Raw genomic sequence first — 24,978 nt, 5'->3', positions numbered from 1 at the left:
ATCATATCAAATTTTTACTTCTTTTTCAAGGTTAATTTAATAAGAGTGACATCAAAACGATAAACCTTATCTGCACCAGTGCTCTTCAATTGATAATCCAAATCAATCAAATCCAGCAATGCTTGAGCAAAGTAGGTTGATGATATCGATCCTACTAGCTGATTGGCCAATTTTATCCGATAAGGATTGATTTTGAGTTGCTCAGTTTGCTTTGCTTCGGACCAATTTTTTTCCTGCATGAGTTTAGTCTGATAATACAAGCGAAAAGAATTTGTCAAAATTGCTGTAAGTTTGATGATATCCTCACCTTGCATGGTCAAATCATGAACTAAATTTCTCGCTTCTGTTATTTTACCACGAATCACAAATTCTGTTAACAAAAAGATATTATCTTGTAGCGAATTGGGAACGACTTTTTCAACATCTTCGATGGAAATCTTTTTATTGCCATTAAATGTTTTTATTAATTCAATGTTTTGTTTAATCGTAGGAAATTGTTCGTTTGACTTATCGACAATGCGATTAAGAACAGGATTGCTTAATTCTGGATTGACCTTGTTAAAATAATTGAACAACTCTGTCCGTTTCATTTTTTTGGCATCTAATAAACTGGCCACTTTTTTTAGTTTTTTGACTGATTTTAGGCGACTATCTAATTTCCCATGTAAAATAATTACAAGTTGTGTAAAATCAACTGGGTTTTCAAGAAAGTCTTCAAAACGTTTCATTTGTTTGTCATCAAAGACCGACTTTTTTTCAGTGGTCATATTGGTTAAATTTTCAAAAATGACTAGACGTATATCTGAGAAAAATGGGAGAGAATCCAACTCTTCAAGTGCTAAATCTAGATTGCCATTATTCAAATCAAAATATGATTGACCTAAGTCTGTCGAATCATATTTAACAAAATCCAAAAGTTGATTTTTTATTTCCTGAACGAGCATATCTTCTTCACCAAAGATTACCAAAATTTGAGGCAGTCCTTCACGCTTGAGACGTTCAAAATCATCGAATACACTCATTACATTTCACCTTCCAAGATTTCACCTTCTTGCGTAATCAAGACTTTACGTGGCGTCGTTCCTTTTGCGGGGCCAACAACTCCGGCAGCTTCAAGTTCATTCATCAAGTCAGATGCACGGTTAAAACCTACTTTTAAAGCTCTTTGTAGTTGTGCAGTAGAGGCTTTTTGAGCAGAAATGACCATCGCCTTAGCATCATCAAACAGAGGGTCATTGGAAGATTCATCGCCACCGAAATTGCCACGACTATCGTCATCTGAGGCTTCTCCTGGGTCAAATTTTTCAAGGTCATACTGGGACTCAGATTGATCTTTAATAAAAGTCACGACTGATTCAACATCATCATCAGTTAGAAAAGCACCTTGCAAGCGAATCGGGTGATTTTCGTCAATGGGTTTAAAGAGCATATCCCCACGTCCAAGTAACTTTTCTGCTCCATTCTGATCTATAATCGTTCTCGAATCAGTCCCAGAAGAGACCGCAAATGCCACACGGGAAGGGACATTAGCTTTAATCAAACCTGAAATAACATCAACGGATGGACGTTGTGTCGCCAAAATCATGTGTATGCCTGCAGCTCGTGCTTTTTGTCCCAGACGGATGATTGCATCTTCCACTTCCTTCGAGGCCACCATCATCAAATCAGCTAGTTCATCCACGATAACAACGATTAATGGCAATGGAACCATTTTTTCATCTGATTGTGCATTGAATTTTTCTATTTTTTCATTGTATCCAGAAATGTTTCGCACACCAAATTTGCTGAACAATTCATAACGATTTTCCATTTCATCAACAACTTTTTGTAGCGCACGAGCGGCCTTACGAGTATTTGTAACAACAGGTATTAATAAATGAGGGATATCATTGTAGACGGATAATTCAACCATTTTTGGGTCAACCATGAGGAATTTCACCTGACTAGGCAGTGCCTTCATCAAAATTGAAGTTATGATACCATTGACAGCAACTGATTTACCGGACCCTGTCGAACCAGCAATTAATAAATGAGGCATTCTCGTCAAATCAAAGATACGCATCCCACCATCAAGTGATTTCCCAAGCGGAATTTCAAGTAATTTTGTAGGATTTGTTTTTGCATTTTCCCACATCTCACGAAAGCCAACCGTAGCGACTTCAGCATTTGGAATTTCTACTCCAACGAGAGATTTTCCTGGAATTGGTGCTTCAATACGAACGTCTTTCGCCGCAAGGGCAAGCGCTAAATCGTCCGCCAAGTTTACAACTCGAGAAACTTTTATCCCTGTAGCTAATTTGATCTCATATTTTGTAATAGATGGGCCAACAACCGCTGATTCAACAGTAGCCGATATGCCAAATGACGAAAAAGTCTCTTCGAGGATATGAATATTTTTTCGAACATTTTCTCGTTCACCTGATTGATTTTTTACAGGAATTTCTCCAAGTAAATCAACGGTCGGGAGTTGATAATTTCCTTCAAATGTGGTTGAAGAGAAATGAATGGGCTCATTTACTGAATCATCTTCAGCATCATTTGGTCCCTGTTCGAAATCTTGCATATTATTTTGATGAACTTGAGCAATAGCTATTGGAACCTCATTTCGCATAGGAGCAGCTTGTTCTTCTTCATCAACTTCATTTGAATCTTCTTCTTGCTCAGCATTAAGTTGAGCCATTAATTCTGCCTCACGTTTTGCTTCTTCTTTAGCCTTTTTCTTAGCTGCACGTTTCTCAGAAGACGCTGCAAGTTTAGATTTTATCGCTTCTTTAAGTTTAGGGGCTAAACCTGGAGCCATGAGATAGAGGGCAATCAACCATAAAAGAGCGGTGATAAAATAGACGCCAACGACAGAAAAGAGTGATTTTGCAGGTCCAAATAAAAGTGAACCAATTAGGCCAGCACCTGCAAAATGAGTAACTTTACCTGACATTAATTCTGTCCAAACAAAATGAAAAGTCGTAGCATTACCATAAAGTTTGTCAAATTGAATTTGAAAAACTAAAATCAGCCCAATGAAAAACAAAATGTAGGCGGGAATCCATTTAGAATTCCGTTTAAAAATTCCTTTTTTAAAACGTGCAACAAACATAAAAATTAGCAAACTCAACAGTAAGGTAATTGCGAGTGATCCTACAAATAATCGGACTACATTATATAGAAAGAGACCAAAAATTCCCAGACGCGCTAGGGCAAAAATAATTATGATCAAACCGACAAAAAAGCTAATCATTCGTCGATTGGCTGCGCGCATCTGTCTTTCTTTATTCGTTGGTTTCCTTGTACTTTTCTTTTTTGTAGCCATATCTTCTTCACTTCTCTAATTTTTCAATAATTGTTGGGTTAACCCTTTACTAATTATAGCATAAATGATACGATTAAATTATGAAAAATATCAATGATTATAAGGCATTAGCCTTCTTTGACCTCGATGGGACCCTATTAAATAGCCAAAGCCAGCTTGATGGGGAAGTAATCGACGGGATTAGGAAAATCCGTGACAATGGTGTTCTCCCTTTCATTGCGACTGGTCGAGGCAATTTCGAACTTGATGATATTATGAAGCAAACAGGAATTACGGGTGCTGTTTCCTTGAATGGCCAGTACATCGTTCTAGATGGCAAAACAATTTATAAAGAGCAAATTCCAATTTCTTCCGTGGAAAAATTACTGAGCGCCTCTGAGCCCCACAATGAAGCACTCTCTTTCTACGACGGACAGGGGTATTGGTTGAATAAAATTACAGATCACGCTCGTACCGCTTATGCCTACACGCACGCACCTATGCCGGATGCTGCACCTGAGCGTTATTTAACAGACGAAGTGAACATGCTTCTTGTCTTAACGAATCAATTAAGTCAAGTAGAATATTATAAAAAAGAAGTTCCCGAATTGAATTTCTTTATGAATTCGCCAAGTTCGATTGATGTAACTAATATCTCAACCAATAAAGGAACGGGGCTAAAACATGTTCTTGATGTACTTGATTTTAAAGGAGAAACTTTCGCGTTTGGAGACGGGAGAAATGACTTGCACCTCTTAGCAGCGGCCGACCATAAAACGGCAATGGGAAATTCAGTACCTGAATTAAAAGAAATGGCTGATTTCGTTTCAAGTTCAAATACCGACCATGGGATTATCAATGCTTTTAAGCATTGGGATTTAATGTAAAAAAGCAGTAAAATCACTGCTTTTTTTCTTTATTACGATTGAAAATAGACGGATCTACGCCGATGGTCAGTGTGCTTACTACCTTACTTGCTCAAACCAGTTGAATCATATCCTTCTGTTATAGTGTGTCAAATGTCTGATAAAAGTTGAAAAATGACATACAATTTTCTTTTATTTTCTCTGAAATATCCGCCAAAGGGACAACTGTTAATATTAATCCTTTTTAGCCTCTCGATTGGATTGCTAACTTTAAAGTTACTCCTGTTTTGAAATTCCGTATCATTTGATGAACGAATTCTATTTTAAGTTTTAAGCATTTTTAATGGAGGATGTTTTGCGATTTCCACTTTACATTTTCTTATAAATCAGATTTCATAAATTACAGTGACCATTAATCAAAATTGGCTCAGGAGGGACAGAAAAAGATTCCTTTCTGAATCAATTTCCGTCATTTATTTCTTCGTCTTTCGATTCTTGACGTCTGAAAACATAAGCGAGTATAAAGCAGATTGAAACGGGTAAGGTCACAATTAAGCCGATTCCATTAAACATGGAGGCTAAAAGATAAAAAACACCGATTCCTAAGAAATATTTTGACCATTTTTTACTCTGTTTAAGTTTGGCAAAGCCAATCCAGTTTAACGTCAACAACAAGATAAATAATGCACCTGCGATTAGCATTGCTATTAATAATTCATTGGTAGTGATATTTCCTATGTCTAGTTGACCAGCTTTCGCCAGTATCCAGCCCACAATCAGAATAGTAATTGTTCCAAGAGCAATGAACGTGAATAGGATGGAACCGATTAATGCTGCAATTTTTGATTTTTTCATATCTTCTCATTTTCTAAATTTACCATTTTTTTTATTATATCATGATACTTTCACTTTTAAAAATAAGAGGATAGAAAAAGGACAGTCAAGACTGTCCTTAATAAGGGGCTTATTAATTTAACGCTTGCGCAGCAGTGATGATTGCGAGTTTGTAAACATCTTCTTCATTACATCCACGTGATAAGTCTGAAATTGGGGCATTCAATCCTTGGAGAATTGGGCCAATGGCTTCAAAATTTCCTAAACGTTGAGCAATCTTGTATCCAATATTACCAGCTTGAATGTCAGGGAAAACAAAGACATTTGCTTGACCAGCAACATCAGAACCAGGTGCTTTTTGAGCTGCAACTGATGGTACAAAAGCAGCATCAAATTGTAATTCTCCATCGACTACAATTTCTGGATGAGCTTCTTTAACAAGTTTTGTTGCTTCAACAACTTTATCAACATCTTCAGATTTACCAGAACCTTTTGTTGAAAATGAAAGCATAGCAACTTTTGGATCAATATCAAATAAAGCGGCTGTTTCAGCAGAAGCTACGGCGATATCAGCAAGGGTGGCTGCATCTGGTTTGATGTTGATGGCGCAGTCACTAAATACAAAGCGTTCATTATTTCGAACCATGACAAAAGCACCTGATACAGATTTTACACCGGGTTTTGTTTTAATAATTTGGAGCGCAGGACGAACAGTGTCCGCTGTTGAGTGAATTGCACCTGATACCATTCCGTCAGCAATACCAGTATATACTAGCATGGTTCCGAAATAATTAGGGTCACGTAACATTTGACGTGCTTGTTCCTCTGTTGCTTTTCCATTTCGGCGAGTTACAAATTTTTCAACTAATTCTTCAAAACGATCACAGTTGTCAGGGTCATTGATTTGGAAACCTTCAACATTGAGTCCACGTGCAGTGAGCGCTGCACGAACTTCAAAGACATTCCCAATCAAAATTGGTGTCAACAAACCTTCTGCATAAAGACGAGCTGCTGCGCCTAATATACGGGTTTCAGTTCCTTCAGGGAAAACAATTTTAAGGCCTTTTCCGCCAATTTTTTCTTTCAATGATTCAAATAAATCCATGTTAAAAATTCCTTCTTTTCTATTTATACATGTTCACTAATAGTATATCATAGATTCACAAAAAAAGTAAGCATTACCATAGCTTATTTAATGCATTTCCATGAAATATCACACAATAATTTTTTCACAAAGGAAATCGCTTAGATTACTAAAAATTGTATTTTCCTGTTTGAACAAGCGCCTGTCTGCCTATTTTATGGTAAAATAGAAGATGAAAATTTTTATAAAGCAAAGCTTTACAAAGAATCGGAGAAAATTTTGAATAAACTTATCATCATTGGTGTCACTGGCGGTTCTGCAAGTGGAAAAACAAGTGTTTCACATGCAATACTCGAAAGTTTTACAGACGAAAATATTGGGATGATTGAGCATGACAGTTATTACAAAGATCAATCCAATTTGACTTTTGAGGAACGGACTAAAACGAATTATGACCACCCTTTAGCATTTGACACTGACTTTTTAATTGCACAATTGAAAGAACTTCGTGCTGGTCGTGCAGTTGACGTGCCAATTTATGATTATGCTAATCATACCCGATCTAATAAAACATATCGCCAAGAACCCGTAGACGTCTTAATTGTTGAGGGAATCTTAGTCCTTGAGGATGAACGCTTACGTGATTTAATGGACATCAAGATTTTCGTAGACACAGATGATGACGTCCGGATTATTCGACGTATTCGTCGTGATATTGAAGAACGAGGACGGACGCTTGATTCAGTCATCAGTCAATATCTTACAGCTGTAAAACCGATGTATCATCAATTTATTGAGCCAACAAAACGATATGCAGATGTAATTATTCCTGAAGGCGTATCAAATACTGTTGGAATTGATATCATCACTACAAAAGTTGCTAGTATCTTACAAGAAAATGGAAATAATTAATAATAAAAAATAGAACTGAATAAGTTCTATTTTTTTTTGAAAAATGAAAAATTTATTGCCTTCTAATTTTCGATTGCACACCTTAAAGTACAATTGGAATGGCTTTATTTTAATGGTTCAATCTTAATTCACTCTCAAAAGTACAGAAACATAATTATTTCAACTTATCCATGAATTTTTGACGGTCAACAATAAAACGGCTGTGGATTCCCTTACTAATAATAACCTCGCCTTGTTTAGCAACCACATCAAAATCGATTCGTCTACGATCAAGAGCAACCACTGTAGCGTGCGCCGTAATTGTGGCTCCCACTGGACTGGCCTGATCATGGCTAATATTAATCTGCGTCCCAACCGTCGTTTGATTGGAGTCGAGAAAAGGCTTGACCGCATTGCATGCGGCTTCTTCCATCAATGCGACCAATGCAGGTGTGGCATAAACTTCTAATTCTCCCGAACCCAAAAAAAGTGCCGTTTGACTCTGACGAACAGTTATTTCAACGCTTGCACTTGCTCCAATAGAAATTTCCGACATGACTGACCTCGATGTATTTGATAAACTCATTATCTTCTAAAAAACGAATAAGGTCAACTTTTTTAATGAAAAAAATTATTTATTAAGCTCAACTTCTTTTTCGTCATAAAAACGTCTAACTTTCATTTTTAATTGATACTTTTGTCGCAATTCTGCAATTTCTTTCATCATATCTGATTGATGATGTCGATCTATGGCTTCTTGACTTTCCCACTCATCTATAAGTAAAATACTGTGATCGTCACCAACTGGAACGAAGTAATCATAACGAAGATTTCCTGCCTGAGCCCTGATTCGGTCGACCACACCTTTATCCAACATTTCGCTAATAAAATGTAAAGCGTCAGTGTCCTTACCCGAATAGATGATGTTCACTGTTATTTTCATATCCTTCTCCCATCTTATAAAAGATCTGTTACGGGCATTATAGCATAAATAAATGGACTTTCCACCTTATTTCAAAAAAAAAGCCTTTAGGCTTTCGATGTCCCCTCCCAGGTTCGAACTGGGGACAAGAACTTAGGAGGTTCTCGTTATATCCAACTTAACTAAGGGAACGAAAAATCAGTGCTTTCATCACTGTCAGCACTGACAGAATATTTTTTCAAATTTATTATTTTTCGTCAGCTGCAAAAACAATACCAGCATCCATTCGCATTTGGTAGCTTGTTTCGGCTACATCAATTGCTGTTTCATGCAATGCTGCGTAGAGATATTTTGATGAGGGTGTTTCTCTCGTTTCAAAGATCTCTGCAAAATGCAATGCCTCATCGTACAAACTATGCTTAGCCGCAACAATTTTAATCGTTTCTGTATGACCATCATTCTTGATGAATTTTGCTGATGAAATGGCATTTACACTGTCTAAAACAAGGGTTCCATCAGTCGTATATATTTCACATGGGAGGTAAGAATTTAAATTACCAGCGCATTTAATGGCAACTTTGTATTCCCCATAATCAAGACTTCCGACACCTGATAAATCAACTCCGCTTGGCAAAACGACGGCATCATATTTTGCTCCTTTAGGACGACCGAACCAATAAATTGCTGCATAGAGCAAGTAGACCCCTAAATCAGCTAAAAGACCACCTGAGAATTTTGCATTAAATTTATTAGGTAGTTCCCCACGTAAAAGTGCAGGCATTTTTGAAGAATACTTAGAATAAGTAAAATCCGCACCTACAACAGTTTTGTCGGCCAAAAAGTTATTGACCACTTCAAATGCTTTTTCGTGAATATTACGCGCTGCTTCAAAAAAAAGCACCCCATTTTGATTGGCCAAATCAATTATTTCTTTGAGTTGGTCTGGGTTTGAAAAAGCAGGTTTTTCAACAATGATATTGCGGTGGGCCAATATTGCAGCCTTAGCCTGTTCAAAATGAACGGCATTTGGGCTAGCAATATAAATCAAATCTAAATCATGTGAGAATAATTCATTCAAATCTTCGTACAAGCTTACATGTGAAAAATCTTCAGAAAAAGAAAGTGCACTTTCTAGATGCCTAGAATAAACGGCCTCCAAGTGATATTTTTTCGTCATTTGAGCTGCTTCAACAAAAGATGAACTGATCCAACCCGTTCCGATAATCCCTAATTTCAACATGATGTCTCCTACTTCCTCTATAAAATTTAATTCGGTAACGAATCAAATACTTTAGCATTCATGCAATCTCTAATTATTATAGCAGATTTTCCACTATTTTGCATATTTATCAATACTGTCAAAAAAAGGAGATAAATCTATTTTTCTGTCAATATTTTTTGTAAGTCCTGACGAATTTGAACTTCATTCTTTTTAGAAATCATAAAAGTCAAATAATCACCAGCCATCAGTATTGTCCGGCCATTTGGAATGGTGTCTTGACCAGAACGATGAACGGATACCAACAAACACGATTCAGGTAATGTCAATTGAGCAATTCTTTGGTTCTCAGCTTGAGAATCATATTGAACGATCATTTCCACCATCATTTCTCCAGATGCGACTGCCTGTACCTCCTTATTTTCTAACAACATGTTATGCAAGAGCGAATCATATATCGGCTCAGAGTGTAACAAGTCTGCAACGACGTATGCAACAACGGAAACAAGAGCCAATGGAAGTAAGTGGGAGAAAGAACCTGTCATCTCTACCAAGAGTAAAATTCCAGTCATGGGTGCTCGAACAATCGCAGTAAATGCGCCAGCCATTGATAAGATAACGAAATTGGAAAACCAGATTTCTGGGAGGTTCAAAGTATGGATCGCAATGATTGCAAAAACTGCCCCTAATGCCGCCCCTAAAACAAGTAACGGAAAGAAAATTCCTCCAGGAACGCCAGAAATATAAGAAATCATTGAAATAAAAAATTTGCCCAGAAAAATTAGAGAGAGTAGACCTAACCCCCAGCCAAATGATAATTGGTCCATCAAAGTATGACCAGAACCAATCACAAGTGGAAAGGTGAAAGCAAGGACCCCAGCCGCAATAAATGAAATCAGGACCCGTACATAAACACGAGGTATTTTTTTCATCCACTTTTGTCCCCAAAGGAGTGTCTTGTTATAAACTGCTCCAAAAAGACCAAGGATGATTCCTAAAAGAATGATTAACCAATAATCCTGTAAAGCAATCGAGCCTTTAACAATAAAATGAAAAACAGATCCTGAACCAAAGAAGAGTTGTGATACAGCATCAGAAATGACGGCAGAAGTCATACAGGTTAAAAGGATTAATGGTGAAAAGTATTTAAAAACCTCTTCCAGTGTAAACATTACTCCTGACAGAGGTGCATTAAAGGCAGCTGCTAAACCAGCTGAGGCACCAGAAGCAATTAAAATGCGACGATGACGTTCTGTTTGGGCTAACTTTTCCCCAACCATTTGCCCCATCGACGCTCCAAGTTGAACTGAAGGACCTTCTCGTCCCAGTGAGAGGCCGCCCAGCATGGCCAGACTTCCTGCGACAAATTTTGCGAAAGCTGTACTCAGCCAATTTGGCTGAAAGGCACCTTGGAGTAGTCCCTTGACTTGTGGAATACCGGATCCACTCGACATTGGAAATTTTTTCATTAATAAAGTAATCACAAAAACAAGTAAAAGGATGATAGGAATGAGGACAAAGAGTAAAATGGGCTGTTTACTTGCTTGACCGTACCAATACCGACCAAGATTTTCGGCCACTTGGAGGGCCAATCGATACAAACTAGCTAAAATTCCCGCCGTAAGACCGACGAGAACACTTAATCCAATGAGATATAAATTTTTATTTGATGATTTTTCTATATCTTGAAATTTCATTCTCAATTATTTCCCGATTCTAATATTCGTTTTAGCATTTATAGGCTTGAGGGCAAAATGAGACGCAACCGCCCCACCCCCATGTAACTTATATTGGACAGCCGAAAAACCAGCTTTCTCGAAAAGATTTTTTAAAAGCTTAGCATCAGGAAAATCTTTTGCAGATTGTTGCAACCATGAATATTCCTCAAAGGATTTTGCAAAGACTTTCCCAAAAATTGGCATTATTTTTTCAAAATAAAACTCAAATGCTTGTTTATACACAGGTAAAGTGGGGTGTGATGTGTCGATACAAGCCACTTGTCCATCTTTTTTCAAAACACGATAAATTTCCTTTAGGACCGTCAAATAATCTGGCGTATTACGCAAGCCATATCCAATTGTAACCACATCAAAAGTTTCATCTTCAAAAGGTAAAGCCATTGCATCACCTTGAACTAAATTAATATTTTTAAGCTGTTCTTTCTCAATTTTTGCTTGGGCAATTTCTAACATCTTTTCCGAAAAATCTAGTCCGGTCACATGTCCCCTCTTCCCGACGACTTTGGCCAAATCTAGAGTCCAATCGCCCGTTCCACAACAGAGGTCTAAAATATTTTGACCAACTTTTACTTTCATTTTTTTCATCGTTTGGGCACGCCACAAATCATGTTGTTTAAAACTAATGATTGCATTCATTCGATCATAATCTTTTGAGATTGTATTAAATATTTCGTGTACTTTTTCTTGATTAACTTCTACCATAAATTTTATTATAGCACAAAATCGAGTAGCTAGAGATGTCTTAATTCATTAACAAAAAAGCATAAAAAAGTAACAAAGAAATTCCAATTTTTTAAAATTCCACACAAAAAAACTGGACTGCTCCAGTTTTTTATTTGTTTGATAAGTCCTCCCCGTTTGAAGCAATCACTTGTTTATACCAGTGGAATGATTTCTTTGGTGTTCGGGCGAGTGTCCCATTTCCCATATCGTCACGATCGACATAAATAAAGCCATAACGTTTACTCATTTCGCCTGTTCCAGCAGAAACCAAGTCAATACAGCCCCATGAAGTATAGCCGAGCAATTCAACACCGTCGAGTTCCACTGCTTTCTTCATTTCTGCGATATGGTCCGCCATGTAGGAAATTCGATAATCATCCTCCACAAATCCATCGGCATTTGGTTGGTCAATCGCCCCCAACCCGTTTTCGACAACAAAAAGTGGTTTTTGATAGCGGTCGTAAACAGAATTCATTGTGATACGAAGCCCTTTAGGGTCTATTTGCCAGCCCCATTCACTTGATTTCAAATAAGGGTTTGTTGCGGATTCAAATATATTACCAGCTGAAAGTTCTGCTTCGTCCTGAACTCTCGCCACTCTGCTTGAATAATAGGAGAACGAGATGAAGTCAACAGTGTTTTCCGCTAAAATTTCTAAATCTCCATCTTCTATTGGTAAAATAATATTTTTACGCTCGAGTTCTTTCAAGGCATAATTTGGGTATTTTCCGCGTGATTGAACATCAATGAAAAAGAGATTTTCACGGTTCAAGCGCTGTGCTTCCAAAACGTTTTCCGGTTTACAGTCGTAAGGATAGAATTCACCTGCTGCAAGCATACAACCAATCTGGTTATCTGGATCAATTTCATGAGCAATTTTTGTTGCAATCGCTGATGCCAATAATTCATGATGTGCTGCACGATAAAGGACGGCATCATGATCTTCACCAGGTTCAAAAACAATTCCAGCTCCCATGAATGGTGCATGTAACAGCATATTGATTTCATTGAAAGTCAACCAATATTTGACGAGTCCTTTGTATCGGGTAAAAATTGTCTGTGCAAGACGGGCATAAAAATCCACAACTTTACGGTTACGCCAGCCACCATATTCTTCAATGAGATGAATCGGACAATCAAAATGTGTAATGGTTACAAGGGGCTCAATCCCATATTCCTTGCAGGCCTTGAAGATATCTTCATAAAATTTAAGCCCTTCTTCGTTTGGCTCTTCTTCATCACCATTTGGAAAAATCCGTGTCCAAGCTAACGACATGCGATACGTTTTAAAGCCCATTTCCGCAAAGAGGGCTAAGTCTTCGCGCCAGTGATGATACATATCAATGGCCTCTTTTGCTGGATAAAAATGAGCTTCATCAAATGCTAAATGTTTCAATTCTCCGGTAATAATTGGGAAACGGTCTACCCCATGTGGAACGACGTCAACGTTAGCCAAACCGCGTCCACCTAAATTATATCCACCCTCGCATTGATTCGCGGCAGTTGCTCCACCCCAAAGGAAATCTTTTCTAAATGGCATAAAATCCTCCAATATTTTTATTATAAATACATTTTAACATCTTTTATAAAAAATTGGAAACGGTTACGGAATTTTCTTGAAAAAAAGCATCAACTTAATGTTGATGCAAGTGAATCTTCTCTTGTTCTGATTTTGCCGGTTCTTCCCAATTTCTTTTAAGCGAAAAATGGTCAGGAACCAAGTCATAGCCGGGAGTGCAGAAAGGCTGGCAACGTAAAATACGTGACATTCCCATCAAAATTCCTTTTGTCGCACCATGCTTATCGATAGCTTGAACCATGTAATTAGAGCAGGTCGGATAATAACGACAAGCAGGGGGAGTCAATGGGGAAATAAAACGCTGATAAAATCGAACGAGTGCAATAAAAATTTTCTTCATGTTTAAAATTTGAGTGTTTCTAATATTTTCTCTGCTGCTTTTTCTGGAACCAAATGGTATCGTTCATAAAGTTTATCTATCGGAACTTCGTCATTAAACTCTTTGGCTGCTCCAAAATTTAAGACTTTGATTGATTGATTGCCATAAAAAGATGCAATTTTTTGACCAAACCCACCATCGAGTACTCCATCTTCAAAAGTTGCTATCAACTGATGATTCTCTGTCAGCGCTGATAGGAATTCGGAATCCAAAGTGGAAGCAAAGATCGGATTAACTACTGTCGCATCAATCCCCATTTTTTGTAAACAAGCAGCTACCTTTTGCACATGGTCTAACATTCCACCAAGGCCGAACAAAGCCACCTTTTCGCCTTAAGAAATCAATTGATAGTTGGCCTTTGAAAAATCGGTCAATACTGACGGACGAGAAATGAGACCATGTTCTGGTAAATCGATGATGATAGGGCCTTCTTTTTGCGTCATAGACCATTCTAACATATTTTTTAGTTCTTCTTTGCTTGATGGAGCTAAAAATATCAAATTGGGAATATTTGTCAGCCAACCTTTAGCAAAATCACCTTGGTGTGTTTGATCTCCGGAATTAATAGAATCTCCTTTGATAAAGACGACAGCTGGTTCCTTATTAATAGCCAAATCATGAACAAATTGATCAAAGGCACGTTGAGCAAAAGTTGAATTGTGGAAAATAAAGCTTTTTGCTCCAGCAAGCGCCGCTGCTCCACCAAAGGTGATCGTAAATTGTTCTGCAATACCAGCATCCCAGTAATTTTCAGGATATTTTGATGCAAAATACTTCAAGTTAAATAATCCTGGAACAGCAGCATTGATGGCAAGTACAGGTTCATTCTCTTGCATTTTCCGATCAAGAAAATCAAGAATTATCGTATTATAAGTTTCTTTATTTGATGCTTGAGTTGTCGATTTTCCCGTAACTAAGTCAAATGGAACATGCCAATGCCATGCTTCTTTATTTAATAAAGCAGGCTCATAACCCAACCCTTTAATTGTTCGGATATGCAACACAATGGGATGATTAATATCCTTCACTTCTTCAAATAAATGAATCAGTGCTTGTATGTCATTTCCTTCCTCAAGATAGCGATAATCTAGACCAAAGGCTTTAAAAATATTATTTTGAGCATGACCACTGCTTTCGCGCAAGGCTTCCAAATGTTGATAGAGCCCACCATGGTTTTCAGCAATGGACATTTGATTATCGTTTAAAATAATTATGAGATTACTAGAAAATTGGCCAGCATTATTCAAGGCTTCTAGCGCAAGACCTCCCGATAATGAGCCGTCACCAATAATAGCAATCACATTTCCTGAAAGTCCTTGTAAATCACGCGCTTTAGCAAAACCTAAGGCATTGGCAACCGAGGTTGACGTATGACCAACGGTGAAAAAATCATGTTCACTTTCATGTGGATTTGTATAAGGTGTGATGTCATGAAAATGACCATCCTCAAATCCCTGCTTACGACCGGTAATTAATTTATGTGGATAAGTTTGATGACTCACATCCCAAATGAACTTATCAATTGGCGAGTTGAATACTTTATGTAAAGCAATGGTCATTTCTGTAACACCCAAATTAGGACCGACGTGGCCTCCAACTTGACTTACCTTGTAAAGTAAGGCTTGACGTATATCGCCTGCTAAATCTTTCAATTCTTCATCAGTTAGTTTTTTTAAATCCGCTGGTGAATTCACTTTATCTAAAACTGACATCTCTTCTCCTATTCGAATAACATGCTGTCATTCTAACATATTTTAATGCTTTTGGAAAATACGCGCTGGGTTGACAAGAGGGTTATCCAAACGTAAGCGGATGACAAATCTTGTCCCTTGTGGTTGATTATCTTCTACAGTAATTTTTCCATTATAGGCCACTACAATTTGCTTGGCTAATGAAAGTCCTAAGCCAAGACCACCTTTTTGTCTGGTTCTTGCCTTATCCACACGATAAAAGCGGTCAAATATTCTTTTCTTATCCTCATCAGAAATCCCTTCACCATTGTCTGCGACATTAATCGCTAAGAAATTTCCCGATTTTGAAATATCAATGGCAATTTTTCCATCATCATTCGTATATTTCATCGCATTATCAAATAAAATAGTTAATAGCTGCTTAACCAGGGATTGATCAATATTTATATTCCCTTCAATTTTATTGGATGAACTAAATTCTTTATCGGCATCATCTGCCAACATCTGATAACTTGTAAAAATACTGTCAAAAAACTCTGGTTGAGTTTCTTCTGAATTAATTTTCAAACTCGAATCACGTCTTGCTAAATTGAGTAAATTTGAGGTCAAAAGTCGCATGTTACGAACTTCAGCGAGCGATGCCGAAATATTTTCAGATTCATCTATAATCGTTGCCGTCGGTTTTTGAAACAACAATTCAAGTCGATTTTGTAAAATCGCTAATGGTGTCCGTAATTCATGTGATGCATTTTCCACGAATTCTTTTTGCTTTTCATAAGCCAACATCACGGGTTGCAAAGTCCAATTGGCCAAATATAAACTAATCAAAATAGACAACAGCCAGAAAATAGTCATCGTTGTAATAATAATGAAAACATTTCGTTGCAATGATTCTTTAAGTTGGTCTACATTCGTGAAAATTTGAATGTAACCAATTTGACCAGTGGATACATTTACACTTTGCATAGTCAAATAGCGGTAATTCCAATCTGCACCTAATGTATTTTTAACGGTAATAGAACGAATTGACCCAATCGCTTTACGGTCCAATTTGACTGCTTTTTCTAATCCTTCCAAAATTTGATCGCCGCCATCACTTGACGAATTGGTTGGGTTACTGACCAATTTCCCATTTTCATCATAAATGAGAATACTGTTCGCTGGGCCATAATCTCCAATCCGATTCCCCTGATTGGTATTATTTGGTTGCCCACTATTACTCTGTTGGTGCAAAACCAGGCTCCAAAGATACTCTGGATTCTGTCCCAAATCTTCAAGATTTTGGTCCGTCGCTTTAAATAAACCTGAACGCATGACTTGAATAATGATCAAAGTCAATGCTACGAAAATAACAGTAAAAGCTAGAAAAAAATGAAGGAAATTTTTCCCATCATTCTTAACAATTGCTGAAGATTTAATTTTTGTGATGAGTTTCTTCAATTTTTCTCATTTCTAGTGTGATGAGCAATGCTGAACTCAATTTAAATTCCACTTTTCTGACGCGTTCATTTTTTTGCTCAAAGGTCACACATTTTTTTTTATCTTAAAATGTACCCCACATTTCGAAGAGTTGAAAGATTCTCAGTGAATTCCGTGTCTTTTAATTTCTTACGAATTTTACTCATATAAACTTCAACAACGGTCACTGTAGTATCCGAATCATACCCCCAAATGCGATCAAAAATTTGTTCTTTAGGCAAAATAACATTACGATTCTGCATCAAATAAACAACAAGGTCAAATTCTTTACCAATCAATTCAACAGGAGTTTCACCAACAAATGCTGATTTATTAGACATATTTAGTCGCACTTCACCATAAGCAAGACCATTTGAATCTTCTAATTTTCCTGTACGCTTGAGAAGTGATTGAATGCGTGCTTTCAATTCATCAAGGTAGAAGGGCTTGGTCAAATAGTCATCCGCCCCAATATCGAATCCATGCATTTTATCATCTATTGACTCTTTAGCGGTCATAATTAAAACTGGGGTTTCAATATTTTGAGCTCTTAAATCTTTCAAGACTTCAAAACCATTTTTTTCTGGCAACATTAAATCAAGCAAAATTAAATCATAGATACCGAGTTCTGCCTCGTAAAGTCCTTCTTCTCCATCATAACATTGTTTTACTTCAGCAAAAGACTTTAAAAAATCGTAAACGGATTTTGATAGTGATAGGTCATCTTCCACTAATAATATTTTAATCATTGTATCCATCCTTCTTCACATTTTACAGAATTTCAAAGACGAAACCCTGTCCCTTTCCTATTATTTTACACTATTATCGCTCATTTTTCTTGTTCAAGCCTTAACTGTTACTGAAATAAAACTAAACTTACAATAAAAAATAATAGGACTTTTTATTACACAAAAAATAAAAAAACTCTAATTTTGTAAAATCAGAGTTTTCATTTCTATCTCGCTTTTGTAGATTCACGCAAAATGAGTTCAAAGGGAATCACAGTCTTTTCGTGGTATGAGGGGTTATTGTTCAGTAAGTCTAAAAATTTTTCAACCGCTGCTTGACCAAGACGAACCACATTAATGTCAAAAGTAGTCAAGAACGGGTGGGTAATTGTTCCAAATATTGAATTATTATAAGTAATAATCGAAATATCATCCGGAACTCTAAACCCAAGCGCATTCAATCTTTCCATGACTTTTAGTGTCAAAACATCATCCATTACAACTAATGCTGTTTCTCGCCCAATTGAAAAACTTCGATCAAATTTAACTAAACTTTTCGTTAAATTCTGACTAACCATCTCTTCAGAAAAGCCTTGGTAACGTTCAGAGAAAACTTCGCCATCAGTTGTATCGGTCACAAAGGCAATATTTCGATGCCCTAAAGTAGCTAAATGTCGAACCGCTTCACGTCCTAATAATTTATTATCATTATCAATATGAGTTATTTCATTTTGCTGCTCTGAAGGAGTTCCAACGAGCACAAAAGGAATACTGTTCCCAAGTAAATATTCACGAATGATATCTGTTTTCCCTGCATAAAGTACAATGAAACCATCCACGCGGCGTTCTGAATACATCATTCTCACTTGCTTTTTCAAATCTGTCTGTGTATGACCAGTGGCAATGGCAATTGAAACATTAAATTTTCTCGCTGTTTCATTAATAGCTGTCAATATTTTCATAAAGAATGGTTGACTTGATTTATCAAGAACAGGAGGAAACACAACACCTATGGTATTGGCTTTCCCTGAGGCTAGAATTCTTGCCGCCGCATTTCTCGTGTAACCTAATTCCATCATTGCCTTGCGAACTTTTGTTTTAGTACGGTCGCTTATTTCTGAGCTGTCCTTAATCACTCGGCTCACTGTTGAAGCATTTACTCCTGCTTTTTTTGCGACATCTTTTATTGTTACTGCCATATTTTCGCTTGCTAAACTTTTAATTTCTTAAAAAGTTATCGCCTTATTCTTCGCTAAGAATAAGTTCAATTCCAGCAACTCCTTTCATTTCATTTTAACTTTAACATGAAATAGCCATCCTAACTATTTTGCTAAATTTTTATTAAAATGTCAATTTCTTTTATTGAACATTATCTTTTAAGAAACTGAACATTTGTATTGATCTGTTAAATTAATTTGATGATCGTAAATAATTAAATCAATAGGAGTCCCTTTGAGCAAGTCGATTGTAACAGAATCATTGACAGTAATCTTAAGCAATCGGCCACGATAATTAATATGGAATGCATAGCCCTTCCAAGCTTTTGGTAAAAATGGTGCGAAGCTTAATTGACCATCCCATGTTTTCATTTGTGCAAAACCTTGAACGATTGCCAACCAAGACCCTGTCATAGATGTAATATGCAAACCATCTTTCGTATCATTGTTGTAATTATCTAAGTCAAGACGAGCCGTACGTTCATACATTTCAACTGCTTTTTCATCATAACCAAGTTCAGCCGCCAAAATAGAGTGAATCGAAGGCGATAATGAGCTTTCGTGCACGGTGAGAGGTTCATAAAAATCAAAATTCTTTCGTTTCTCATCAAGACTATATTTATTGCCAAAGAAATAAATGCCTTGTAAAACATCTGCTTGTTTGATGTACGGGCTACGTAATACGCGGTCCCACGACCAATTTTGATTCAATGGTAAGTTTTTAGGATCCAGTTCCGCTACGGGGGTTAAATCCTTATCTAAAAATCCGTCATGTTGAACAAAAATCCCTAATTCTTCGTCTTGAGGATAATACATTTTAGTAATAATTTCTTGCCATTTTTCCAACTCATCTGCTGATACATTTAGTTCTGGGCGAGGATACTTTGATAATGCTTCACTTGTATATTTCAATACCCAAGTAGCCAATGTATTGGTGTACCAATTGTTATTAATGTTATTTTCATACTCGTTTGGACCAGTAACACCATGAATCATATACTGATCCTTACGTTTGCTGTAATGAACCCGGTCTGCCCAGAATCGAGCAATTTCAACAAGTACTTCCAGCCCCTCATGTGCTAAATAAGTTTCGTCACCAGTATAATTCGTGTAATTGTAAATGGCATAGGCAATGGCGCCGTTCCGATGAATTTCTTCAAAAGTTATTTCCCATTCATTGTGACACTCTACACCTGTGAAAGTAACCATTGGGTATAAAGCCCCTTTAAGCCCTTGCTGACGTGCATTGTGTTGCGCTTGTGGCAACTGGTGATGTCGATATTTCAGTAAATTATGTGTGACAGAAGTATCAGCAAGAGCCAGATAGAGTGGCACCGCATAAGCTTCCGTATCCCAATACGTTGCACCACCATATTTTTCTCCTGTTAACCCCTTTGGACCAATATTCAAGCGCTCGTCTTCGCCATAGTAGGTTGAAAAAAGTTGAAAGAGATTGAAACGAATCCCCTGCTGTGCTTCATCAGAGCCCTCAATTTGAACATCTGCAAGTTCCCAACGAGTAGCCCAACCTTCGGTTTGAGCATTAAATAATTCATCATAAGTCACCTCGGATAATGAATCCGTCAAGGCAACAGAAGCATTTGTCATCACTGACAAGTCATCATAATCACGACTTGTCAAAACGGTAACACGCTTTTCAAGTGTCAAGGTTTCACTGAAGGGTAAAACTTCATCTAGTGTATCAATGACAGCTCCATCCTCGAAAATTTGTTGAGTAATATCAAAGTCACCCAAATATTCTTGGCGAGCAAGCAAAGTGAATTGATCCACTCCAAAAGGATTTGGTACTGTTTGACTTAAAATATAAGAACCATTTTCAGTTGTTCCATGATCATAAATTTCCCAAAAATTTTCAGCATAGTTTGAATCTTCATTGTGGACATTAGCATTAATAAAACTTTCAACACGAACACTATGCAAGTCCCCATCCACATTCTCAAAAGTGAATTTAAAAACGGCCAATTCTTGCGTTGCGATCGAAAAGAATCGCTCAGCTGTGACACGCACCCCCGCAACAATATAATGATAGGTTAGCACACCATTTTTCATGTTCAATGAAAGCTCAAAGTTCTCTACTTCAGCAGTTGCTAAATCAACTTCTTTCTGATCAATGAATAAACGAATTTTTGCGAAATCAAGGGCATTAATTGCTTTACCAAAATATTCAGGGTAACCATTTTTCCACCAACCAACGCGTGTTTTATCTGGATACCAAACACCTGCGACATAAGTCCCTTGGTGATGGTCACCACTAAATGTTTCAGCAAAATTTCCGCGCATCCCCATGTAACCATTACCGATTGAAGTCAGCGATTCTTGAAGACGGCGTTGTTCGATTTCAATTTTATTTGCAGTGATTTTCCATGGATCAATTCCCATGATTCGTGTAATTTGTTTCATTTATTCTTCTTTCCTTCATGATGTAAAGCAATTTGAAGCGATATTCGTTTTTTAATGTAAAATTTTTATTTATTAAGTTTAAAAACTTGGTATTCCCATGGTTCAAGATCCATTTTTGACCTTAATTGACGAGGACGAGTTCCCAACACTTGTTCAAACTGATTGTCCGTACTGACAGCAGTTTTTTCAAAATTTAGATGTGCCTTCTTCTTTCCCAAATTAGCGAGGATTATGAATTCATTCCTCTGATATGCAAAAACTTGTAAATGCCTTTCAAAAAAGAATTCGATGGAGCCTTCTGATATGGCCTCTTCTTGATGTCTTAATTGAATTAATTCTCGATAAAGTTCAATAAGTTCCGTTTCCTTTTCAACATTGACAAGGGGATAGTCAGGATTAACATCCATCCAAGGGGAGCCTTGAGTAAATCCAGCAAGTGGGCTATCATTCCATTGCATTGGTGTTCTCGCATTTTCACGTGAATGATGTGTCATTTGTTTTATTGCAAGTTCTTCTTTGACGCCGTTTTCAATCAATTGATCATACTGGCGAATTAATTCTTCTGCTCTCATTTGAGTGACATCATTGAAAGGAAAATCGTGCATACCTATTTCTTGCCCCTGATAAATAAAGGGTGTTCCTCGTAATAGCATATAAGCTACCGCCAGGGCTTTCGCGGACTCAAGTGAACCATCACCAAAAACATCAATCAGTCTTGCTTGATCATGATTTTCTAGATATAGCGCGTTCCAACCTCGCTCAAGCATATCTTTTTGCCATTTGATGAGCGTTTTTTTCATTCCGTAGACGTAGCCGTTGCCTTTTTTATCACGCGCATTATGCTCTAACTCAAAGATCATGTTGATGTAGCCATTTTCATCTGTCCAATCAGGTGCTTCAGTAGATAATACTCCTGAAGCTTCGCCAACAGTTAATGCACCGTATTTGTCAAATATGGCTTTTAATTCATGCATATAAGACTCAATACCAGACACATTCATGAAAGGCTGCCAAGGTCCATTTCCTTTCCACGATTTGATTTTGAAATTCCAATCCTCTTTTTGAAGATGCGAAATCGCATCTAATCTAAATCCATCAAGTCCCAATTCAAGCCACCAACGAACCATGTTGTATATTTCATCGCGTAGTTTTGGATTTTTCCAGTTCAAATCGGGTTGTTCTTTTGCAAAAACATGAAAATAGGCTTGTTCGGTTTGCTCGTCATAAGTCCAAGTTGAACCGCCAAAGAAAGAAATCCAGTCATTTGGCATTTGATTCGGGGTTGCATCAGCCCATAAATAATAATCTCGATAGGGATTATCTTTGGACTTTTTACTCTCCACAAACCATGGATGCTGATCAGAAGTGTGGTTAACAACTAAATCAGTAATTACTTTTAATCCCAAGCGATGTGCTTCTTTCAGCAAAATTTTGAAATCGTCCATGTTACCAAACATTTCATCAATCGCATAATAGTCAGCAATATCATATCCACCATCCACTTGCGGACTTTTAAAAACTGGGTTAATCCACAAAAAGTCAACGCCAAGATTTTTTATGTACGTCAACTTTTGAATGATTCCTTGTAAATCGCCCAATCCATCACCATTTGTATCAAAAAATGATTTTGGATAAATTTGATAACCGACTGCTTGATGAAACCACGTCTTTGTCTTTTTCATAATTCTACTTGCCTGTCACTGTGATAGGCTGTCCTTCTCTCTATAAAGCATTTCTATCCTGATCAGCTAATTGATTTAAGTTATTTTCTTAATATTGCTGTACTATAAGCTGGGAGTGTCAGTTTCCCGTCTTTTAAAATTACTTGACCACTTGTCACAACAAGCTGATCTGCCAATTTCATCCCTACAACTCCTTTAGGTAATTGAATGGTTTGTGTTTGATTTGATGAAAAATTATTGATAATAGTCAATGTGTTGCCATAATTAATTACTGACAAATCAGTATTATCTTCTTCAACATTTGTAATTCGACTTGAAGCAATTTCTGGATATTTTGCTTTCAGACGTAAAACTTTTTTGTACCAATTCAGCAATGAATTAGGATTCTTTTCTTGAACGGCAACTGAACCACCATCTGTTTGAGATTGTTCAGTAGCCCCAACAGGTGCTTTAGGTGAATCCTCTCCATTAGCCGCCCATTGCATTGGCAAACGTTTATTTTGGTCGATCCCATCTCCAGTCATGCCAATTTCTTCTCCATAATAAATGAATGGGTTTCCTGGCAAGAGTAAGTAGGCCGATGCCGCCATTTTCTTGTTGTTAAGCGATGGGAGAAGTCCAGCCGATCTGTTTTGGTCATGGTTACTCAAAAATGGTGCATCAATCGCTGTTGCATTATCAGAATGGATTTCACTATCCCAACTTGTCACTTGTTCTGCAAATAAATTCCCATTACTCAAGATAAGTGCTGAATTTAATTGACTTGAGCTTTGGTTTAGTGACAGCGGAAAATTGAACAGGGAATCAATCCCTGAATGATAGATTGAATCAATATCAAGCGAATCTGAATAGACTTCACCAACCACATATGCCTTATGATTTTGTGACTTGATTGTGTTAACCAACCACTTTGTAAAAGCAGTTGTTTTTTGGTCATCATTTTGGAAATAATAATAGACCGCATCTAGACGAAAACCAGAGACACCCTTATCCAGCCAAAATTTTGTAATTTTAGCAAGCTCTGCTTTGACGTCAGGATTTGCCAAATTCAAATCTGGCATCCCTTTATCAAATTCAGCTTCATAATATTTGCCATTACTAGCCAAAGCATATCCCTGTTTAGCTGTATCTGACCAGTTGTAATAGGCCATGTACTTTTTATCGCCTACCAGAGCTTTCTTGAACCAAGGGTGTTCCACTGATGTGTCATTAAAAGGAAGGTCTAATATGACAGAAATTCCTCTTTTTTTAGCTTGTGCAATCAAATTTTCAAAATCAGACATTGTCCCCATTTTAGGATTAATGGCCTCATAATTGGTCACATCATAACCATGATATGACGGACTAGGATAAATCGGTGTCAACCAAATTCCATTGATTTTTAAATCATTTGTTGAATTTGGATTTCCACTATTGAGGTAATCTAAGTGGGACGTAATTCCATTTAGATCCCCTACTCCATCTCCATTTGAATCGGCAAAAGAACCAGGAAATATTTCATAGTAATTTCGAAATAGACTTTTATCAACCTGTGCAATTTCAGTCTTCTTTGTGTTATTTACACTTTTCGTTGAAATAGAACAAGCACTGAGTAAGCCTATCGTGATTAAACTTACACCGATCAATGTTATAAACTGTTTAGTCATCCACTTCATAGTAGTCACGCTCTTTCTTTTCCCAAAAGAGACGATCTTCTTCCGTTAATTTTCGTAAAATGCGGGCGGGGTTGCCAACGGCTATTACACCAGCCGGAATATCTTTCGTCACAACAGCACCAGAACCAATGATGACATTATCACCAATGGTGACACCCGGGTTAATTACTGCAGCTGCGCCAATCCAAACTCGATTACCAATTGTAATTTTTTGACCCAATTCCAGACCACGCACTCGCACTCCAGCATCAAGCGGATGAGTTGCCGTAATAAAATTGACACGAGGCCCCACCATCACATCATCTCCAAAAATAATTGGTGCTACGTCAAGAAAAATACAATCCATGTTGGCATAAAAATTCTCTCCAACTTCAATATTGAAACCGTAATCAACATATAATGGCGGGTTAATAAAAAGTTCAGCCCCACTTTTTCCGAGTAAATCCCTTTCCAAAGAAACGATCTCATCAGTATTGACACGTGCTAACTTATTTATTTGATCGGCCAAAGCACGCCCTCGTTTAGAGGAATGTTCAGCATCGATCTTTGACGCTCGGTAAAGATTTCCAGAAATCATTTTTTCATATTCAGTCATTTAATCTCC

Annotated in this window: 20 protein-coding genes and 1 pseudogene; 2 read left to right on the top strand and 19 right to left on the bottom strand. The window is 37.2% G+C overall.

Features of this window, described 5'->3' with window-relative positions; translation table 11 throughout:
- Nucleotides 1-14: 14 nt before the first annotated feature.
- Nucleotides 15-1,022: a DNA polymerase III subunit delta gene (gene holA / locus RT41_RS00690; RefSeq protein ID WP_096816852.1), complete on the bottom strand. Its 1,008-nt coding sequence runs from the start codon at nucleotides 1,020-1,022 to the stop codon at nucleotides 15-17.
- Nucleotides 1,022-3,307: a DNA translocase FtsK gene (locus RT41_RS00685; RefSeq protein ID WP_096816851.1), complete on the bottom strand. Its 2,286-nt coding sequence runs from the start codon at nucleotides 3,305-3,307 to the stop codon at nucleotides 1,022-1,024. The genes holA and RT41_RS00685 overlap by 1 nt, the downstream gene beginning before the upstream one ends.
- 80 nt (nucleotides 3,308-3,387) lie before the next feature.
- Between RT41_RS00685 and RT41_RS00680 the strand changes: the two genes are divergently transcribed.
- A complete protein-coding gene (locus RT41_RS00680) occupies nucleotides 3,388-4,173 on the top strand; it encodes a Cof-type HAD-IIB family hydrolase (protein WP_096816850.1) in 786 nt (261 codons plus the stop codon).
- A gap of 438 nt (nucleotides 4,174-4,611) precedes the next feature.
- On the opposite strand, the gene RT41_RS00675 is transcribed toward RT41_RS00680, so the two are convergent.
- On the bottom strand, nucleotides 4,612-5,007 hold the full coding sequence (locus RT41_RS00675; RefSeq protein ID WP_096816849.1) for a hypothetical protein: 396 nt from the start codon (nucleotides 5,005-5,007) through the stop codon (nucleotides 4,612-4,614).
- A gap of 112 nt (nucleotides 5,008-5,119) precedes the next feature.
- The gene (pta, locus tag RT41_RS00670; RefSeq protein WP_096816848.1) at nucleotides 5,120-6,091 is read right to left on the bottom strand and encodes a phosphate acetyltransferase; all 972 of its coding nucleotides are present in this window, start codon (nucleotides 6,089-6,091) and stop codon (nucleotides 5,120-5,122) included.
- Nucleotides 6,092-6,346: 255 nt separating this feature from the next.
- Here pta and udk point away from each other — a divergent pair, with 255 nt between their 5' ends.
- Entirely contained in the window at nucleotides 6,347-6,982 is a 636-nt protein-coding gene (gene udk, locus RT41_RS00665) for a uridine kinase (RefSeq protein ID WP_180752666.1), read from the top strand.
- Nucleotides 6,983-7,136: 154 nt separating this feature from the next.
- Here the strand turns inward: udk and RT41_RS00660 are convergent, their stop codons facing one another.
- The 15 genes and pseudogenes from RT41_RS00660 to RT41_RS00585 form a co-directional block, all read right to left on the bottom strand.
- The gene (locus RT41_RS00660) at nucleotides 7,137-7,517 is read right to left on the bottom strand and encodes a thioesterase family protein (RefSeq protein ID WP_054639017.1); all 381 of its coding nucleotides are present in this window, start codon (nucleotides 7,515-7,517) and stop codon (nucleotides 7,137-7,139) included.
- Nucleotides 7,518-7,592: 75 nt separating this feature from the next.
- Nucleotides 7,593-7,904: a putative quinol monooxygenase gene (locus RT41_RS00655; RefSeq protein WP_096816847.1), complete on the bottom strand. Its 312-nt coding sequence runs from the start codon at nucleotides 7,902-7,904 to the stop codon at nucleotides 7,593-7,595.
- Between the two features lie 226 nt (nucleotides 7,905-8,130).
- Nucleotides 8,131-9,123, bottom strand: coding sequence for a Gfo/Idh/MocA family protein (locus tag RT41_RS00645; RefSeq protein ID WP_096816846.1), 993 nt, complete (start codon nucleotides 9,121-9,123; stop codon nucleotides 8,131-8,133).
- Nucleotides 9,124-9,260: 137 nt separating this feature from the next.
- Nucleotides 9,261-10,799, bottom strand: a complete 1,539-nt coding sequence (locus tag RT41_RS00640) for a ClC family H(+)/Cl(-) exchange transporter (RefSeq protein ID WP_096816845.1) — start codon at nucleotides 10,797-10,799, stop codon at nucleotides 9,261-9,263.
- Nucleotides 10,800-10,805: 6 nt separating this feature from the next.
- Entirely contained in the window at nucleotides 10,806-11,543 is a 738-nt protein-coding gene (locus RT41_RS00635; protein WP_096816844.1) for a demethylmenaquinone methyltransferase, read from the bottom strand.
- A 130-nt stretch (nucleotides 11,544-11,673) separates the two neighbouring features.
- The gene (locus RT41_RS00630; protein ID WP_096816843.1) at nucleotides 11,674-13,104 is read right to left on the bottom strand and encodes a 6-phospho-beta-glucosidase; all 1,431 of its coding nucleotides are present in this window, start codon (nucleotides 13,102-13,104) and stop codon (nucleotides 11,674-11,676) included.
- A gap of 94 nt (nucleotides 13,105-13,198) precedes the next feature.
- Nucleotides 13,199-13,483 carry a membrane protein insertion efficiency factor YidD gene (gene yidD / locus RT41_RS00625; RefSeq protein WP_054639019.1) on the bottom strand — a complete coding sequence of 95 codons (285 nt, stop codon included), beginning with the start codon at nucleotides 13,481-13,483 and terminating at the stop codon, nucleotides 13,199-13,201.
- 2 nt (nucleotides 13,484-13,485) lie between these two features.
- Nucleotides 13,486-15,234: pseudogene (locus RT41_RS00620) on the bottom strand (1-deoxy-D-xylulose-5-phosphate synthase).
- A gap of 42 nt (nucleotides 15,235-15,276) precedes the next feature.
- The gene (locus RT41_RS00615; RefSeq protein WP_096816842.1) at nucleotides 15,277-16,653 is read right to left on the bottom strand and encodes a sensor histidine kinase; all 1,377 of its coding nucleotides are present in this window, start codon (nucleotides 16,651-16,653) and stop codon (nucleotides 15,277-15,279) included.
- A gap of 98 nt (nucleotides 16,654-16,751) precedes the next feature.
- Entirely contained in the window at nucleotides 16,752-17,420 is a 669-nt protein-coding gene (locus RT41_RS00610) for a response regulator transcription factor (protein ID WP_180752660.1), read from the bottom strand.
- A gap of 206 nt (nucleotides 17,421-17,626) precedes the next feature.
- Complete coding sequence (locus tag RT41_RS00605) at nucleotides 17,627-18,598, bottom strand: LacI family DNA-binding transcriptional regulator (protein WP_054639020.1); 972 nt, start codon at nucleotides 18,596-18,598, stop codon at nucleotides 17,627-17,629.
- Nucleotides 18,599-18,775: 177 nt separating this feature from the next.
- Entirely contained in the window at nucleotides 18,776-21,037 is a 2,262-nt protein-coding gene (locus RT41_RS00600; RefSeq protein ID WP_096816840.1) for a glycoside hydrolase family 65 protein, read from the bottom strand.
- A 65-nt stretch (nucleotides 21,038-21,102) separates the two neighbouring features.
- Entirely contained in the window at nucleotides 21,103-22,719 is a 1,617-nt protein-coding gene (locus RT41_RS00595; protein WP_096816839.1) for an alpha-glucosidase, read from the bottom strand.
- An 80-nt stretch (nucleotides 22,720-22,799) separates the two neighbouring features.
- The gene (locus RT41_RS00590; protein WP_096816838.1) at nucleotides 22,800-24,365 is read right to left on the bottom strand and encodes an alpha-amylase family glycosyl hydrolase; all 1,566 of its coding nucleotides are present in this window, start codon (nucleotides 24,363-24,365) and stop codon (nucleotides 22,800-22,802) included.
- Entirely contained in the window at nucleotides 24,358-24,969 is a 612-nt protein-coding gene (locus tag RT41_RS00585) for a sugar O-acetyltransferase (RefSeq protein WP_096816837.1), read from the bottom strand. Before RT41_RS00585 ends, RT41_RS00590 begins: the two co-directional genes overlap by 8 nt.
- Between the last annotated feature and the right edge of the window lie 9 nt (nucleotides 24,970-24,978).

Source organism: Lactococcus fujiensis JCM 16395 (assembly GCF_002441655.1).
In the GTDB taxonomy this organism is placed as follows: domain Bacteria; phylum Bacillota; class Bacilli; order Lactobacillales; family Streptococcaceae; genus Lactococcus; species Lactococcus fujiensis.
Note: the sequence above shows the minus strand (reverse complement) of the source record. Positions and strands in the feature narration are given on the sequence as shown.